The 17127-nt window shown below is 66.7% G+C and carries 7 protein-coding genes; 3 read left to right on the top strand and 4 right to left on the bottom strand.

What is annotated here, in order from left to right:
• Positions 1-225 precede the first annotated feature (225 nt).
• The 3 genes from ACCQ15_RS20765 to glyQ form a co-directional block, all read right to left on the bottom strand.
• Positions 226-1815, bottom strand: a complete 1590-nt coding sequence (locus tag ACCQ15_RS20765) for a tetratricopeptide repeat-containing sulfotransferase family protein (RefSeq protein WP_136733715.1) — start codon at positions 1813-1815, stop codon at positions 226-228.
• Positions 1815-4061, bottom strand: coding sequence for a glycine--tRNA ligase subunit beta (gene glyS, locus ACCQ15_RS20770; RefSeq protein ID WP_372381022.1), 2247 nt, complete (start codon positions 4059-4061; stop codon positions 1815-1817). Before glyS ends, ACCQ15_RS20765 begins: the two co-directional genes overlap by 1 nt.
• Positions 4062-4379: 318 nt before the next feature.
• A complete protein-coding gene (gene glyQ / locus ACCQ15_RS20775; RefSeq protein WP_008577775.1) occupies positions 4380-5288 on the bottom strand; it encodes a glycine--tRNA ligase subunit alpha in 909 nt (302 codons plus the stop codon).
• A gap of 89 nt (positions 5289-5377) precedes the next feature.
• Here glyQ and ACCQ15_RS20780 point away from each other — a divergent pair, with 89 nt between their 5' ends.
• Positions 5378-7192 (top strand): GspE/PulE family protein, encoded by a 1815-nt coding sequence (locus ACCQ15_RS20780; protein WP_372381023.1) that lies wholly within the window; start codon positions 5378-5380, stop codon positions 7190-7192.
• A 394-nt stretch (positions 7193-7586) separates the two neighbouring features.
• Here the strand turns inward: ACCQ15_RS20780 and xopAD are convergent, their stop codons facing one another.
• The gene (gene xopAD / locus ACCQ15_RS20785; RefSeq protein ID WP_372381592.1) at positions 7587-14855 is read right to left on the bottom strand and encodes a XopAD/skwp family type III secretion system effector; all 7269 of its coding nucleotides are present in this window, start codon (positions 14853-14855) and stop codon (positions 7587-7589) included.
• Between the two features lie 469 nt (positions 14856-15324).
• On the opposite strand from xopAD, the gene ACCQ15_RS20790 reads away from it, so the two are divergent.
• Entirely contained in the window at positions 15325-16077 is a 753-nt protein-coding gene (locus ACCQ15_RS20790; RefSeq protein WP_003484963.1) for a glutamine amidotransferase, read from the top strand.
• Positions 16078-16134: 57 nt separating this feature from the next.
• On the top strand, positions 16135-17034 hold the full coding sequence (locus tag ACCQ15_RS20795; protein WP_014091465.1) for a BPSS1780 family membrane protein: 900 nt from the start codon (positions 16135-16137) through the stop codon (positions 17032-17034).
• Positions 17035-17127 lie beyond the last annotated feature (93 nt).

Raw genomic sequence — 17127 nt, forward strand, 5'->3', positions numbered from 1 at the left:
GCGGCAGCCAATACGGCTGCCGCTGGCGTTTTTGGACTTGCGAGGCAGCTGCGGCACTGTTGCTCGCCTGCATGCCAGCGCATGCGGTGATGACGTTGCGCAAGCAGACCCGGCTGGCGCAACCGCTGTCCATCGGGGCGACTGCTTCGGCGCGCATTGAACTGGAGGCCGATGAAACGTGCTCGCAGCGCGTCTGATGCGCCGCCCAAGACCTAATGGCTGCTGTCAATGCACGCCAGCATCGAGCAGACCCGCCTGCGACAACGCCTGCCGCAAAGGCTCCAGCTGGACTGCATAGCGGCGCCATTCCTCCACGTTGCGGCTGTGCACGCCCTCGCGCACCTGCACGCTGCTCAGCGTGGCCGACGCTGCGGCATTGCGCGTGATGTCGATCTGCCCCGGCTCGATGTCCAGCCCGCAATATGCCATCAACTGCTGCAGCACCGTGGATGGATCGCGCACCATCCGCGCGTAGTCCACATCGATCACCCGACCCGGCAAGGCAGCGCGCCATTGCGCCATCAAGCCGTGATGCGCCCGATAGTGACGCGCCAGTGTGTGCAGGTCGTAACTGTAGGCATACGAATCGCCGAACAGCGCGCGGTAATTGGAAAAACATACCGCCATCGGCTCGCGCACCAGGTGCACGATCAGTGCACCCGGCAGTGCGCGCGCAATCGCGCCGATCGCCACCGCATTGGCCGGCAATTTATCGATATACCAGCGCGCCGATCCGGCACGCCACTGCGTTTGTTGCAGATACCGCGCGCCAATCTGCGCATAATCCAGCGTGGGCAGCGCCTGCAACAGCGGCGCGTCCAGCAGACTGCGCCCGGCCTGATCGGCGCCCCAACGCAACTGATGACCGAAGTCGTTCAATTCGCCGGCCGAAACGACCTGCGAATGATTGCCCAGCATGCGCTCCAGCACCGTGGTGCCCGAGCGCGGCAGGCCGAGCACGAAGATCGGCTGCGGACCTTGTAAGGCACCGGTGCCTTGCGCTGCGAACACGCCCCGCGCAGCCAGGTCACCCAGTTGCGCGTACAGCGCTGCCTCGGCATCGGCATCGTGGCGCAGACGTGCATGCATCACTGCATTGCCGTGCTGCAGCGCGTCCCAGGCGGCAGCGGTGTCGCCTAGGTCCTCCAGCTCCTTGTACAACGCGAAGGCCAGCCCGGCACGATCTTCACTGTCGGGTTTGGCGAGCTGCAATTGCTGACGTAATTGCGCGACATGGTTGCTGCCGGTGGTCTGACGGCGCAGCCGCGCACGCGTGAGCGCTGCACGGCCGTAGCCGGGCGACAGCGCCAGGGTCTGCTCCAAGGCCTGCGCCGCCTCATCCAGGCGCCCATTGAACTGCAGTTGCACCGCAAGAAAAAAACGGAAGTCCGGACCATCGAATCCGCACGCCTGTGCGCGCTGCATCATCGCCAGTGCCTCGACGTGTTCGCCCAAGGACTGGTGCACGTGTGCAAGCAAAGCCAAGGTCGCGCCGTCGCGGCACTGCATCACCGAGGGATGCCGCAGCAGCGCATGCAGCGTGTGATGCTCGCCCACGCGCAACAGGGCCTGCGCCACACGGCAACGCATCGCCACATCGTCGCCCACATCGCGAGCGGCCAGCTGGAGTTGCGTCACGGCCTCGCGCATGCGGCCGTTGGCCAACACGGTGCCGGCCAGCAGCACGCGTGCAGCCACATGCGTCGGTTCCACCCCCAGCAGCGCCTGCAATGCAGACGCTGCCACGCCCAGGTCGCGCCGCGCCAACGCGGCCTGGGCGGCCTGCCAGTGCAGCGCGCCCGCCGACCTGGACATCAGCTGGACAGATGCTCGATGGCGGCGACGCTGCCGAGGCGGTCGCCGAGCTTCTTCAGCAGTGCGAGCCGGTTGGCGCGCAGCTGCGGGTCGTCGGCATTGACCATCACGCCGTCGAAGAACGCATCCACCTGCGGGCGCAGGCGCGCCAGGCGTGCGAGCACGGCGACATAGTCATGGCGGTGCAGCGCATCGCCGGTATCGCCGATGGCCGCTTCCACCGCTTCGGCCAGGGCTTGTTCGGCCGGTTCGCGCAGCAGGCTGGTGTCGATGTCACCGGGGATCTCGCCCTCGGCCTTGCGCAGGATATTGCGGATGCGCTTGTTCGCCGCGGCCAATGCGTCGGCTTCGGGCAACGTGGCGAAGATGCCGATGGCGTCGATGCGACGGTCGAAGTCGTAGAGCGATCCGTGGGTCGCGCCCGGGTGCGCTCCTACGCTGGTCGGTGTCGGCACGGCTTCGGACGTGACGGAGAACAATGCGGCGACCGCGTTGAAATGCGTTGCAGGTACGCCCTTGTCGGCGTAATAGCCGCGTAGGCGGTCGAGGATGAAGTCGAATTGCTCATCAACTCGAAGTATCTTCTGCAGCTCAAGTGGGTTGAGCTGCAACATATCTGCAAACAGCGATAGAGCGTCTAAGTTTGTCGCACAGTGGTTGATAGTGATCGACTCCAGCGCCTTAGGACCAAACTTCATGTGACTCCAAACGGCAATCGAAGCTTTAAACAGAATATCTCTTAGATCCAGATCAAACCCACTCTCAATCACCGTCCGCGCCAACCCCAACGCATTGCGCCGCAGAGCAAACGGATCCTTGTTGCCGGTCGGCTTCAACCCGGCCGCAAACCCACCGGCCAAGGTATCCAGACGCTCGGCAATCGCCAGCACCTTGCCCAGCGGCGACAGCGCGATGTCGTCGCCGGCAAAACGCGGTTGGTAGGCCTCGTCGATGGCCAGCGAAATCTCGCTCGGCTCGCCGGCGGCCTTGGCGTAATGGCGGCCGGCAATGCCCTGCAGCTCCGGGAATTCGTTGACCATGCGCGATTGCAGGTCGTTCTTGGCCAATTCCGCAGCACGCCGTGCCTGCACCGGGTCGGCACCGACCTGCGGTGCAATCGCCTCGGCCAGTGCCGTCACGCGCGCGACCTTGTCGGCCACGCTGCCCAGCTTGGCCTGATAGGTGACGCTGGACAGGCCTTCGCCCATCGCCTGCAGGCCCTGCTTGAGATCTTCGTCGAAGAAGAACTTGGCGTCGGCAAAGCGCGGACGGATCACGCGCTCGTAGCCCTTGGCCACTTCGGCCACGTCCTTGGAGTGGATGTTGGCGATGCCGATGAACTGCTCGGTCAAGGTGCCGCCGTCATCCAGCACCGGGAAGAATTTCTGGTTGATCTCCATGGTTTCGATCAGCGCTTCCTGCGGCACCGCCAGGAAATCGCGTTCGAAACTGCACAGCACCGCCGCCGGCCATTCGACCAGGTTGACCACCTGCTCCAGGTTGTCGTCGCTGATGCGTGCGCTGCCGCCGGCCTGCCTGGCGGCCGCCTGCACTTCGTCGACAATGCGGGCACGGCGCGCGTCCGGATCCACCAGCACGTGCGCCGCACGCAGCGCATCGACGTAGTCGCCGGGTGCCGCCAGCGACACTGCGCCCTCATGCATGAAGCGGTGCCCGCGCGTGATGCGGTCGCCGCGTACGCCCAGCAACTCGGCCGGAATCACCTCGCTGCCGAACAACAGCACCAACCATTGCACCGGCCGTGCGAAGGCGTACTCGTGTGCGCCCCAGCGCATCGGCTTGGGGATGGGCATTGCGGCAATGGCCTCGCGCAGGATCTCCGGCAACAAGTCGGCCGTGCGCGCGCCCGGCGTCACTGCGCGATGCACGAAACGCTCGCCCTTGGCGTCGCTGGTGCGTTCCAGCGCGGTCCAGTCGATACCGGCCTTGGCGGCGAAACCGGCCAATGCCTTAGTCGGTTGGCCTTCGGCGTCGAGGGCGATGTTGAGATACGGCCCCAGCACTTCCGAGCGCTGCTCCGGCTGCTCGGTGGCCACGCCCGGCAGCAGCACCGCCAGACGGCGCGGGGTAGACAGCGGCTTGGCATCGCCGCGGGTGACGGCAACGCCGCGCTTTTCCAGGCCGCTCAGCACGCCATCGAAAAAGGCCTGCGCCAGACCCGGCAGCGCCTTGACCGGCAGCTCTTCGGTGCCCAGTTCGATCAGCAGGGGAAGTTGTTCGCTCATATGACATGGACCTTTGCGTAGTCCCTTCTCCCTGCGGGAGAAGGTGCCCCGAAGGGGCGGATGAGGGGACGGGCGAAGCTCTGTGGAAGGTTGGGTGCATGAGGGCTGCGCCTCGTCCCCTCACCCCAACCCCTCTCCCGAGGGGAGAGGGGCTCGCTAGTCCCTTCTCCCTGCGGGACATTGTCCCCCTTCATGGGGGAGAAGGTGCCCCGAAGGGGCGGATGAGGGGACGGGCGAAGCTCTGTGGAGGTTGGGTGCATGAGGGCTACGCCCCGACCCTCACCCCACCCCCTCTCCCGGTGGGAGAGGGGCTCTCGGTTATTTCTTCACACCAGGAAATCCCAGCTTCTCGCGCTGGGCGTAGTACGCCTGCGCCACGCCCTGGGCCAGCGCGCGAACGCGCAGGATGTAGCGCTGGCGTTCGGTCACGCTGATCGCGCGGCGCGCATCCAGCAGGTTGAAGGCGTGGCTGGCCTTGGTGACCTGCTCGTACGCCGGCAGCGGCAGGCCGACCTCGACCAGATGCCTGGCTTCGGCTTCGCAGGCGTCGAAGCGATGGAACAGCTCGGCCACATTGGCGTGTTCGAAGTTGTAGGTGCTCTGCTCCACCTCGTTCTGGTGGTACACATCGCCGTACGTCACCGCGGCGCCGTCCGGGCCGTAGGTCCACACCAGCTCGTAGACGTTGTCGCAGCTCTGCAGATACATGCACAGCCGTTCCAGGCCGTAGGTAATCTCGCCCAGCACCGGCTTGCATTCGAGCCCGCCGGCCTGCTGGAAGTAGGTGAATTGGGTCACTTCCATGCCGTTGAGCCAGACTTCCCAGCCCAGGCCCCAGGCGCCGAGCGTGGGCGATTCCCAGTTGTCTTCGACAAAGCGCAGGTCGTGCACCAACGGGTCGATGCCCAGCGCCTGCAACGAGCCCAGGTACAGGTCCTGGATGTTGTCCGGGTTGGGCTTCATCGCCACCTGGTACTGGTAATAACGCTGCAAGCGATTGGGATTTTCGCCATAGCGGCCATCGGTGGGACGGCGCGAAGGCTGCACGTACGCCGCATTCCACGGCTCGGGCCCCAGCGCGCGCAGGAACGTGGCCGGATGGAACGTGCCCGCGCCCACTTCCAGGTCCAGCGGCTGGATCAGCACGCAGCCTTGCTCGGCCCAGTACTGGTTGAGGGTCTGGATCAGGCCCTGGAAAGTGATTGGAACGCGCCGGGAATCGGACATGCAGCAAAGGCCGTACGGAAGGGGTGCGCTAGTATACCGGCCGACCCGCGGCGCTTTGCCGCGCAGCACCGCTGCTGGGGAAAACACGCATGGAACAGCGGCGTACCGCCGACCCGGATAACGCCGTGGCACTGCTGCCGCGCGGCCGGCTGATGTTCGACCCGGTGGCCGCGGCCCTGCTGGCCGACGGCATGGTGGTACCGCACGAACACGAGCGCGTGCAGTTCTCCGCCAGCGGCGCGCGCACCGCCAGCGATGTGCATCCGCTGGTGCTGCTGGCCAATCTGAAATTGCACGCCGCGCAGCCGCCGGCCGGCGAGCTGGGCCTGGAACGGCTCACCGAATGGCTGGCCACCCGCACCGGGCTGCGCTATCTGCGCATCGACCCCACCCGCATCGATGTGGCCGCCGTCACCGGCGTGGTCTCGCACGCCTACGCGCGCCGCCACCGCATCCTGCCGCTGGCGTTGGATGCCGAGCGCGTGCTGATCGCCACCAGCGAGCCGTTGGCGCTGGACTGGCTGGCCGACGTGCAACACCTGAGCCGGCGCCGCATCGAGCTGGCGCTGATCAACCCGCTGGATCTGCATCGCTACACGATGGAGTTCTTCGGCGTGACCCAATCGGTGCGCGGCGCGCGTGGCGATGCGCGCAGCACCGAATCAAACGCGGGCCTGCCCAGCTTCGAACAGCTGGTGGAACTGGGCCGCGCCGGCGACGTCAATGCCGACGACCACCACATCGTGCATATCGTCGACTGGCTGCTGCAGTACGCCTACGAACAGCGGGCAAGCGACATCCATCTGGAGCCGCGTCGCGAGGCCGGGCGCATGCGCTTCCGCATCGATGGCGTGCTGCACAAGGTGCTGGAAGTGCCGCCCTCGGTGATGACCGCCGTGGTCAGCCGCATCAAGGTGCTCGGGCGCATGGATCTGGCCGAACGCCGCCGCCCGCAGGATGGCCGCATCAAGACCCGCTCGCCGGGTGGGCGCGAGGTGGAAATGCGCCTGTCCACGATGCCCACCGCCTTCGGCGAGAAGTGCGTGATGCGCATCTTCGACCCGGATTCGGCGTTCAAGAGCATCGAGCAGCTCGGCTTCAGTCCGGAAGAGGCCGCCGGCTGGAGCGCGCTGGTCGAGCGCCCGCACGGCATCGTGCTGGTCACCGGCCCCACCGGCTCGGGTAAGACCACCACGCTGTATTCCACGCTCAAGCGCCTGGCCACGCCGGATGTGAACGTGTGCAGCGTGGAAGACCCGATCGAGATGATCGCGCCGGAATTCAACCAGATGCAGGTGCAGCAGAACATCGACCTGGATTTCGCCAGCGGCGTGCGCACGCTGCTGCGCCAGGACCCGGACATCATCATGATCGGCGAAATCCGCGACCTGGAAACCGCGCAGATGGCGGTGCAGGCTTCGCTCACCGGGCATCTGGTGCTGTCCACGCTGCACACCAACGATGCCGCCTCGGCGATCACCCGCCTGCTCGACCTGGGCGTGCCGCATTACCTGGTGGCCTCCACCCTCAACGGCGTGCTGGCGCAGCGGCTGGTGCGCACGCTGTGCGTGCATTGCAAGCGCCCGCACACGCTCAGCGATGCCGACTGGTCGGCCATCCGCGAGCCAGGCGAGGCGCTGCCGGAACCGCTCAACGTGCACGCCCCGGTCGGTTGCCTGGAATGCCGCCGCACCGGTTACCTGGGCCGGGTGGGCCTGTACGAACTGCTGCCGGTCACCCCGCGCCTGCGCACCCTCATCCGCCCCGACACCGAACTTGCCGGCTTCAGCCAGGCTGCCCGCGGCGAAGGCCTGCGCACGCTGCGCCGCACCGGCCTGGAGAAGGTCGCCGCGGGGCTGACCACCATCGAAGAAGTGCTGTCGGTGTTGCCGCCGCGCGAATAGACGCCTCCTTCGTCCTGACGACCACGCCGCTTGCGCGTGCATGATCCGTAGGGACCTTCGACGCGGCGAGGCGTCGAGGGCCGGCGGGATTCGTTGAAAACTGCTGTGCTGGCGGCAGGACCGATCCCTGCCGGGTGCTCGTGTTCGCTCAGGTGCACGGTTGCGTGGCATGCATGCAGCAACGCCTCCGGAGTGCACGCCGGTCTCGCGCACGTCGCGGTCGATCGCCATGATGGCGATCGACGCGTTCGCCCGCGCCTGCGAGCCGCACGCGCGTGATTCCCGCCCCAGTGGCACTCGGCGCTCATGCCTTGAGGGCGGAGATATCGTCCGGCGCACAGCTAAACCGGCTTGAGAGCCGCAGATTCGCCAGGTCTTGCGCGTTGATGGGTGCTCATACGCGGCCTCCGAGGCGCTCGATGTGGGCGGGCTTGCTCACCCTGGCCGTCATCTCGTGCATCGCCTGTCTGTGCCCTGCGATTTCCTGCGTCAGTTTTGCCTGCCTGACCGGATCGGGCCGGGGTTTTTGCCACTCCTTGTCAAGGCGTGTCTGCGCCAACTGCATCCGCTTGTAGGACAGATGCGTTTGCGCCTTGGCGTTGAAGCTCTCGGCCGTGTGGAACTGCACTTCGAACGCGTAGCCCTCGGCATCGGTGAAGCTGGCATTGATGCCCCGGTAGGTGCCATCTCCCGAGGTAAAGTAATTCTGCAGCTTCACGCACGTCATCCCGTGCCGACGCAGTGCGTCCTGGGCCGCCTGCACCTTCGCCACGAAACCCTCGGACGGCAACTCAAGCGCATAGCGCAGCGCATCGCCCACGCGTTGCGTGGCCTGTTCTGTTGTCATGCCGGCGCGCTGATGGCGCCGGATCTTGTCCTTGATCGAGGCGACCGATTTCTGGAACGGGTCGTGTTGCACCTGCTCGATCCGGCCCTGGCTGGCGTTGTAGCGCACGTTGCCCCAGAGCCGCGCGCCCAAGCCGTCGGCCAGCGTGTCGAGCACCGGCGTCAGCGACGCCTGCTTGCGTGTGGCGGCATGGAACACGCTGTGTGCCGGCGATGCGCCTGTATTGACGGGGGTCTGTTCGGAGCCGGGCGTCGGCGTCGCGCTTGCCAGCGCCGGCACGGTCTCTTCCTGCCAGTCGTCGATCTCCTCGCACCCCGGCGGCGAGGCCACACGCTTGAAGGCCTCCAGCGCAGGCGCCTGTAGCTTGCGCTGCTCGGACCGCGATGCGCCGCCAAGCGCCAGCGCATGGGCGTGCTTGTACAGATCGTGGAAGCGCTCCTTCAGCGCGAAGGTCTCCGGGGTGTGGAACTGGATCTCCCATAGCGCACCCTCAGGGCTGCGCAGCGTGACATTGATGGCCTTGAAGACTGGCGGGTATTCAGTAAATTGATTGGTCAGCTTGACCCGTGCATGGCCCTGATCGTCCAGTGCGGCCAGCACGGCGCGCAGGCCGGCGGTAAAGCCCTGCGGTTCCAGCACCACGCTGTAGCGCAGCGCGTCGTTGACGCTGGCTGCCGCCTCGTCCAACGGCTGCTTCTTCAGCGCCATCCGCTGCTTGAGCTTGTCCTGCAACGAGCCGTAGGACTTCAGTTGATGCTGCGTGCCGGCCAGTTGCCCACCATGGCGCGCGGCGATGTTCTGCAGCATGTCGGTGACCTGCGGCTCCATCTGGCGAGCGCGCCTGAGCAAGGCCTGTGCCTTGAGCGCAATGTCCTGCGGCTGCACGTCGCGCAGACGCTCGGCCGGCGGCTGCGACCGGGCGATCCAGCCGGCCTGCTGTAGTGCTTCGAGCGCGTCTTCCATGACGCCGGCGGCCATCGACGGCATGCGCTGCAGCAGCAGCTTGGTCTGTTCGGGATCGAAGCGCCCGTCCTGCATGGCCCGGGCGGTTGCCCTGCTGTAGGGCACGTTGCGGACCCGCTCGGCGAAGCCCCGTTCGGCCCGTTCGCAGGCCTCCACGATCTTGGCGAACAGCGCCGTGCCGGTGTCGGACTTCAACGCATCGGTGCCGACCTTGATCGCGATGGTGAACAGGTTGCGCATGGTCAGTTCCGGCTCGCCGGGGACGAGCCCGGGTTGCCCGTCCGGGAACTGCGCATGCGACAGCCGGCACACCGGGTAGTTGTCCAGGATGGCGTGGATGCGCGCATCCACGCCAGAGGCGGCCTCGTAGGCCTTGGCCAGGCCGGGAAACGCCTCCGCCAGGGCGTCGGGCAACGCCGGCGCGGCGCTGTCGGCGGGCGGGTCCGTCTCAAGCGCAAGCAGCTGCGCGTGCAGCAACTCGGCAGCTTCACGCGCCTCGGGCAGGTGGGCGCGTTCGATCGCCTCGCGCGCCTGCACGCGCAGCGTGGCCAACACCACCGGATCGCGGACCGGCTCTTCGAGCAGCTCGCGCAAACCGTTGCGCAATCCGCGCTCGATGCCATCGTAGGTGCCGAACATCATGTCGCGCGCCATCGCTTCGCGCAGTTCGTTCGGCTGCCCCATGAAGCGCGCCGCCAGCGTGGCGGCCGCCGAGGTGATGCGCTGACCGCGCTTGAGGGCCATGATTTCCGAAAGCCGCCCTGGCTGGTAGTGGCCGCTGACCGGGTCGATGGCCGGCGTGGCCGTCTTCGGCGGCTTGAAGGACTTTTGCCGACCGAGCCTGGCCTTGCGATCCATCACCCGCGAAATCAGCGCAGCCAGCTTGGGATAGCCTGCGTAGATGAAGGCGTCGTCGCCGTCGGTGTCCATGTCGCGTTTGCGCAACTCGTCGATCGGCAGTGCGCCCAGGCGCCCAGGCTCCACGATGTCCTTGAGCCGCAGGCTGCCGGTGCTGAGGATGTCGCGCGGCAAGGCACCGCGGTCACGGCCGTTTGTCCAGCACGACAGCGTCTTCAGATCTTCCTTGGAGCAGGCCAGGTCGGTGTCGCTGAACTCAGCCGGCCACTGCTGATCGGGCACCACCACCAGCATGCCCTTGCTGTGCAGCATCTGCGGATCGACGCCGGAGCGATCATCGAAACCGGTGTAGCTGTACTGGATGCCGAAGCACTGGGAAAGGAACGCGGCGGTGGCGTCGCCCTGGGCCACGGTGGCGATGCGCTGTTCCGGCACCGGCAGCAGATTCTCCTTGTCGTAGGGAGGCTTGCCGAGCAGCAACGGGCCGCCCGCGACGTCGAAGGCCTGGCTGCGCTGCTGCGGCAGATGCACCTTGTCGTCGGCCGACGGCACCGCCCGCACGCGCTGGCCCTGGTAGCCACCGCCGATGAGCGGCCTGTACACCCACAGCGGATCATCGCCTGTCGGCTCCAGTGTCCGCAGCCGGTCCTGCATCGCCGCGTGCGCCTCTTCCAGCGCCGCGGCATCGCGCGGGTAATGCTGCAGCGCCTGCGCCGGCATCATCGAAGGCCCCTTGTCCTTGGCCACCAGCTCGCGCTGCTCCTCGGTGGCCTGGTTTGCCTGCACCGCGTGCCAGGCCTCGTAATGCTTGCGGAAGGCTGGAATGGCCAAGGCCACCTCCAGTTTCAGGAAGCCGCAACCATCGTTGGGGCACAACGCCAGGGCAGTGCCATCCACGGCCAACGGCTTGAACGGATGCGCAGGGCCCTCGACGTCATCGAACACGCCCAGGCGCAGCGTGCCTTCCACGACATGGTCACTGGGCACCATCTCCAGCAGCGAGCGCTGCATGCGCGACCAGTCCTCGCGTTGCGGAGCGAGCTTGGCCGCCAGATGCATCAGGCTGCTGCCCGGGGCGGTGTCGGCATAGCGGAATGCAGGCAACAGCGACGCCGACTCCTTGCGTTGGGACAGCACCAGGCTGTGGCTGCCGGATTTGCCGCGCGCCGCGCGGCTGCCGCCGAACATGTCGAAGCGCCAGGGCTCGCCGTTGTAGTTGAACGTCCGCGCGAGCATGAAGGTCGATAGCTCACCAGGCAATTGCACCTCCACCAGCGGCAGCCCGGTCAGGCGTGCAAACAGCGAATACGGCTTGTCCGATTCGGACCGGTTGGTCGACAGCTCCTTGCCCACCAGATCGACCACCACATGGGTCGTGCTGCCGCGGCCGGGCGCCGGCGCCACCGGCCGGCCGGGGACCGAGGCCATGCTCAAGCGCCCGCTGTCCAGGTCGAAGCGGGTGGGTGGATGGGCCTGGGTAATGGCCGGCGCGTCCTTGGCCATGCGCAGGTCCAGGGCGTCGAACATCCGGTCGCCGGCCTCGATCTGGGCGATCAGGTTCCAGCTCATCTCGCCCAGGTCCGCCTCGATCGCCTCGCGCGTGCGCGCCAGCGTCAGGTCCACCCACTTCGCCAGTTCGTCGCGGCGCTGGCGCAGTTGCTTGCGCGGGCCGTCAAGATGGCGCGCTTTCCATTGCCGGCTCACCAACGCGTAGGCCTTGAGCACCTGGTAGAAGGTCAGCGCCGGGCAGCGCGTGGCATGCTGTTCGATGCCGGCCGACGCGCGCGCGCCGTCGCCGCGCAGGTACAGGTCGATCTTGCGCGCGACGATGGGCTGCAACGTATCGAACACGCGCAATGCCTGGCCCCGATGGCGGGGGGCCAACTCCGGACTGCGGATCAGCGGCAACAGTCCCATGCAGAGGCTGCCGATCTCCTCAAGGCTGGTCTGGCGTAATCCATCGTCCCCGATCAGGGCCGACACCCGTTCCAGCGCCGGTTGTCCCAGCGAACGCATCTGGCGCTGAAGCCGCGCCGAGGCAAAGGCCTTGAAGAGCACACCGATATCGCCGGCCGAAGCGGACGCAAAACGCTCGCGGTGCACATCCAGGTGCCCGGCCATCGCCTGCAGCTTGGCGATACCCAGGGTCTGGAACTGCTCATCGTCCTCTTCGTCCAGATGCGACAGCCGGGACATCGCGTTGGCCAACACCGCGATCCCCCGCATCTGGAACTGCCGCCAGGGCAGCTCGGCCGAGCCTGCACGCTCGGCGAGCAGCACGAATGCCGACTGGCACACCGGCCGGGCGAGGCATTTGCTCAGCGCGTTGAGCGCCACGGCCACGCCTTGCGGGTCCAGGGCCTTGCGCAAATCGGGATCGTCGGCCAGCGTCGCCGCCAGGACGTCGATGGCGGTCTCGCAGGCTGGCGTGCCGGGCCATTTGCTCAGGGCATTGAGCGCTTGGCTCACGTTGATAGGGTCGAAGGCACGACGCAAGCCGGCATCGTTGGTCAGCCGCTCGGCCAGCGCGCTGGCGGCGGCCGCGCAGGCCGGTACGTTGGGCCATTTGCTCAGGGCGTTGAGTGCGTTGCCAACGCCTTGCGGATCCAGATCCCTGCGCAACCCGGGCTCGTCGGCCAGCCGTGCGGCCAGCGCCTCGACGGCAGCCCCACAGACCGGCATCTGGGGCCATTTGCTCAGCGCGTTGAGCGCATTGGGCACCCCTAGCGGGTCGAGCGCCTTGCGCAACGCGGGGTCGTCGACCAATCGCTCGGCCAGCGCGTTGACCACCTCGCCACAGACCGGCACGTCCGGCCATTTGCTGAGCGCGTTGAGCACCTGGGGCAGGTTGGAAGCGTCCAGCGCCTTGCGCAGGTCGGGATCGTCGCTCAGCCACTCGGCCAGCGCACTGGCAGCGGCCGCGCAGACCGGCATGTCCGGCCATTTGCTCAGCGCGTTGAGCGCAGTGGCCACGCCATGCGCGGTCAGAGCGTGGCGTAACTCGGGTTCGTCGGCCAGCCGCTCGGCCAGCGCGCCGGCGGCGGCCGCACAGGCCGCATTGTCGGGCCATTTGCTCAGGGCGTTGAGCACGGTGGCCACGCCATGGGCGGTCAGGGCGTTGCGTAACTCGGGTTCGTCGGCCAAGCGCTCAGCCAGCGCGCCGGCGGCGGCCGCACAGGCCGCATTGTCGGGCCATTTGCTCAGGGCGTTGAGCACGGTGGCCACCTGCTGTACGTCGAAGGCCACGCGCAACCTGGGATCGTCGGCCACCCGTGCGGCCAGCGCGCTGGCGGCGCCCGCACAGGCCGGCGTGTCGGGCCATTTGCTCAGGGCGTTAAGCGCGTTGGTCATTTCTCGCGGCTTGAGCACGTCGCGCACGTCGGGCTCGCGTCTCAGTCGCTCGGCCAAGGTGTTGGCGGCCGCCGCACAGGCCTGGTTGTCGGGCCATTTGCACAAGGCGTTGAGCACGGTGGCCACTTGCTGCGCGTCGAAGGCCTTGCGCAACCTGGGTTCGGCGGCCACCCGTGCGGCCAGTGCGCTGGCAGCGGCCGCACAGACCGGCGTGCCGGGCCATTTGCTCAGGGCATTGAGCGCATTGGCCACGTCCAATGGATTGAGATCCTTGCGCAATCTGGACTCGTCGGCCAACCGCTCGGCGAGCGCGCTGACGGCATTCCCGCAGTCCGGCGTGTCGGGCCATTTGCACAGGGCGTTGAGCGCGGTCGCCACGCTCTGGGCATCCATGGCGCAACGCAGGCGATAGTCGCTGGCGACAAGCGCGGCAAACCGGTGTGCCGTCGCCTGGCACTCCGGGTTATCGGACCACTTGCTGAGGGCATTGAGTGCCAGGCTGATGTTCTGCGCATTCAGAGTCTGCCGGGCGTGGTCGTCACGTCGCAGATGACGTGCCAGACGCGCCACCGCGCGCTCACACCGGCCGCTGTCGAGATTCTTCGAGAAGGCATTCAGAAGCAGAACCGACGGGTAGCCTCCCAGCCCCACCAGATCGTCGACCTGCGTGAGCTCTCCGGCGATCCACGCGATTGCCTCCATGCATGCGGGCTGATTCGGGTGCTTGCTCAGCTTGTTGCCCACATGCGCCAGCTGCGCCAGCGATGCCCCTTCGAACCATCCGGTCCCAAACAGGTATTGCGCCGCGAGCTCGGTGCAACGATCCAGATCGCCGGGCGTCACCCCTGCCCTGGCGCGCCGTGCAGTGCCAATCAACTGAAGATATTTGTCCAGCCGCTGCGCGTTGACTTGCGCGTTGACACTCTCTTCCAGGAAGGGCAACGCCATCCCGCCACGCATGCGATGCGCCAGCTCGTTGTCATATGCCATCGACACGCACCGGCCCGCGTTGTGGTTCCTCCCGATTCCGTGGGGCTCGCTCAACTGTCGCTGCTGTTGCTGTCGCTGCGCCTGTAGCCGTTTTTTTTCCGCCGGGTCCAGCTGATGTTCGGCCCTGCGGATGTCCTCGGTCGTCAGCCCCATGCCATGGAATGGCCGCTTTGGCTGCCGGGATGGCGCCTGCTCTTCACGTGGTCGCTTTCTGGCGGACCATTCGAACGGTTGTTCGCGCGGCCGAAATGCCCTTGCCTCCGCACCATGATGCTGCGACGAGCGTTGTGGCCGATGCTGCGCTGACGACGTGCCGACGTCGTCAGTCGCCATATCCGGGTAGCCCTCGGTTTTGATGCGCGCGTTTTTGACGGCAGCCGGCTGCCACGGCCGAAAGCGCCTGTCCCATGCGCCTTCGCTGGCATCGATTTCCTCTTTCTTTAAGGCGCTTGCCGTAAAGGGCTGCCTGTCGCGCGTCGAGGCCCTTGGGTCATCCGACTCCATCCTCTGCCGTTTTCTAGGCGGCCGTCCAAGCGGTTGCTGCGCGCCGCTGCTGCTGGCTGCTGCCTGATCCTCCGTTAGCCTGGGCTTTTCCTCATGAGCGTAAGACAGGTTTGTGCGTGTCGCGTTTGAATTGGTGGCATGGGTTTTCATGCCCGGAAATTTAGTCAATCTGCCCGCGAGCGACTTCTTCAATACGAAGCGCAGACGACATGTGCGACGCCCGCTGCGCGTTGGGCCAATGGCCCTACTACATTGCATGGATCGAACGCGTGGGATGCAGCACGCCGGCACGGCGACGTGCTCCGCTGGCGTCAAGCGCAGTGTTCTGAAGGGTATGCACGATTCGATGTTTTTCCACACCAATCCCGCCGAACCTTGCGTCAACCTGACCACGGCGACCGCGCAAAGGCACTGTCATTCCAGCCGTGCGTTTGTCTGCCGATATCCAGGACATGCACCAGTCGGCGACCACCGCTACCATCATCGGCATCCCGCCGCGAGGGAATCAGGACATGTCATTCGGCAATGACCCGCAGCGCGCGTCTTGGAGTGCCGCTTGAAAAAAACGCGTCGCTGCCGCCTACAATCGGGGGCATCTGTTGTGTCCGGATCTTTGCGCATGTCCGTCTTGCCGTTCCTGATCATCGAAACCGGGCAACCCGTGCCGGAGATGAAGCGATACGGCCGTTTTCCGCACTGGATCCGCGTGGCGGCCGGGCTGGCCGAGCAGGAAACGGTGGCCATCGACGTTGCCAATGGGGACGCGCTGCCCGACCCGGCCGACTTTGCCGGCATCATCGTCAGCGGTTCGGCCGCCTTCGTGACCGACCGCGCCGACTGGAGCGAACGCAGTGCCGAATGGCTGCGCCATGCCGCCCATCAGGGCATGCCGCTACTGGGCATCTGCTACGGGCACCAGTTGCTGGCGCACGCGCTGGGCGGCGAGGTCGACTACAACCCGGCCGGGCGCGAATCCGGCACCATCGCGCTGGAGCTGCACCCGCCGGCTGAGCAGGATCCTTTATTCGCAGGGCTTCCGCCGCAGTTCCCGGCCCATGCCACCCATCTGCAGACGGTCGTGCGTGCCCCGGACGGCGCCATCGTGCTAGCGCACTCCCGGCAGGACCGCTGCCATGCCTTCCGCTGGGGCCGGGCCACCTGGGGCGTCCAGTTCCACCCCGAATTCGCCACCCACCACATGCGCGGCTATGTGCAGGCGCGTGCCGACTGCATCGCCCGCCACGGACGTTGCGCCCGCACGGTCGCCCGCGAGGTCACCGCCGCCCCCATCGCCCGCAAGTTGTTGCGCCGCTTCGTGCATCACGCACGCCGGTTGCAAACCGTGAGCGCTCGTCCCGCCGCGCACACGTAAAAGCAGCGATAATCGCGTGACGCCGGATGGTCCGGCGCGTATCGATCCGGAATGGGAATGAGCGAAATTCGTAAGGTGCCGGCATCTGCCGGCGCAGAGTGGCTGTTGACCGGTTTCTCGCTGTTGAAGCGGGCGCCGCTGGCCCTTGGCTCGATGGGGGTGATCTGGAGCGTGGCCGCCTCGCTGGTGGTGTCGCTGTCGGTCCTGGTGCCGCTGTTGGGCCCGGCTCTGCAGTTCCTGCTGGTGCTGGCCGGCCCGTTGTTCATGGGCGGCCTGCTGTGGGCCATCCGCGAAGTGGACGAAGGCCGCATCGCCAAACCGTCGCATCTGCTGCATGGCCTGCAGGACGGCCGCGCGCCGCACCTGCTGGTGTCGCTGCTGCCGCAGCTGATCGCCGGCCTGCTGCTGGGCGTGCTGCTGCTGGCGATGATCGGCGCCAGCGGGCTGCAGCAGCTGTCCGAAGTAATGGTCAAGATCAACCAGATCAGCCAGTCCGGCGCGCAGCCGGACCCGGTGCAGATCGAGCAGCTGGCCGCCAGCCTGCCGGCCGGGCGCATCCTACTGTGGCTGCTGCTGACCATCGCCACCTTCGCGGCGATGACGCTGGCGCTGTTCGTGATGCCGCCGCAGGTCATGTTCGACCGCAGCACCGGTGGCCACGCGCTGCGCGAGAGCCTGCGCGCCAGCCTGCACAACCTGCCGGCGATGCTGGTGTTCTTCGTCCTGGCCTTCATCGCCATTTTCGCGATCTATTTCGCGGTCATGATCGTGGCGCTGATCGTCGGCCTGATTGCCGGCCAGACCGTGGCGATGTGGCTGGCCCAACTGCTGTTGATGGCGGTGCTGATGCCGGTGTTCGCCGGTTCGGTCTACGCCGCGTGGAAGCAGATGTTCACCCACGCCGGCGCCGCCGCCCAACCAGCCCCGCCATCGCGACCGGATGTGTTTGTTGCTTGAATTCGCGCGGCTGTAGGAGCGCACCTGGGCGCGACCGGGGCTTCTCGACGTAGGCTTGGTCGCGCGCGGGCGCGCTCCTAACGTGGACCATGG

This window comes from Xanthomonas sp. NCPPB 1754, from assembly GCF_041475725.2.
Lineage (GTDB): Bacteria > Pseudomonadota > Gammaproteobacteria > Xanthomonadales > Xanthomonadaceae > Xanthomonas > Xanthomonas euvesicatoria.

Bases quoted from the DNA above. Each gene is read 5' to 3' on its own strand.
- glyQ (WP_008577775.1), bottom strand. From the start codon at position 5,288: ATGTCCGATTCCCGGCGCGTTCCAATCACTTTCCAGGGCCTGATCCAG.
- glyS (WP_372381022.1), bottom strand. From the start codon at position 4,061: ATGAGCGAACAACTTCCCCTGCTGATCGAACTGGGCACCGAAGAGCTG.
- ACCQ15_RS20780 (WP_372381023.1), top strand. From the start codon at position 5,378: ATGGAACAGCGGCGTACCGCCGACCCGGATAACGCCGTGGCACTGCTG.
- ACCQ15_RS20765 (WP_136733715.1), bottom strand. From the start codon at position 1,815: ATGTCCAGGTCGGCGGGCGCGCTGCACTGGCAGGCCGCCCAGGCCGCG.
- xopAD (WP_372381592.1), bottom strand. From the start codon at position 14,855: ATGAAAACCCATGCCACCAATTCAAACGCGACACGCACAAACCTGTCT.
- ACCQ15_RS20795 (WP_014091465.1), top strand. From the start codon at position 16,135: ATGAGCGAAATTCGTAAGGTGCCGGCATCTGCCGGCGCAGAGTGGCTG.
- ACCQ15_RS20790 (WP_003484963.1), top strand. From the start codon at position 15,325: ATGTCCGTCTTGCCGTTCCTGATCATCGAAACCGGGCAACCCGTGCCG.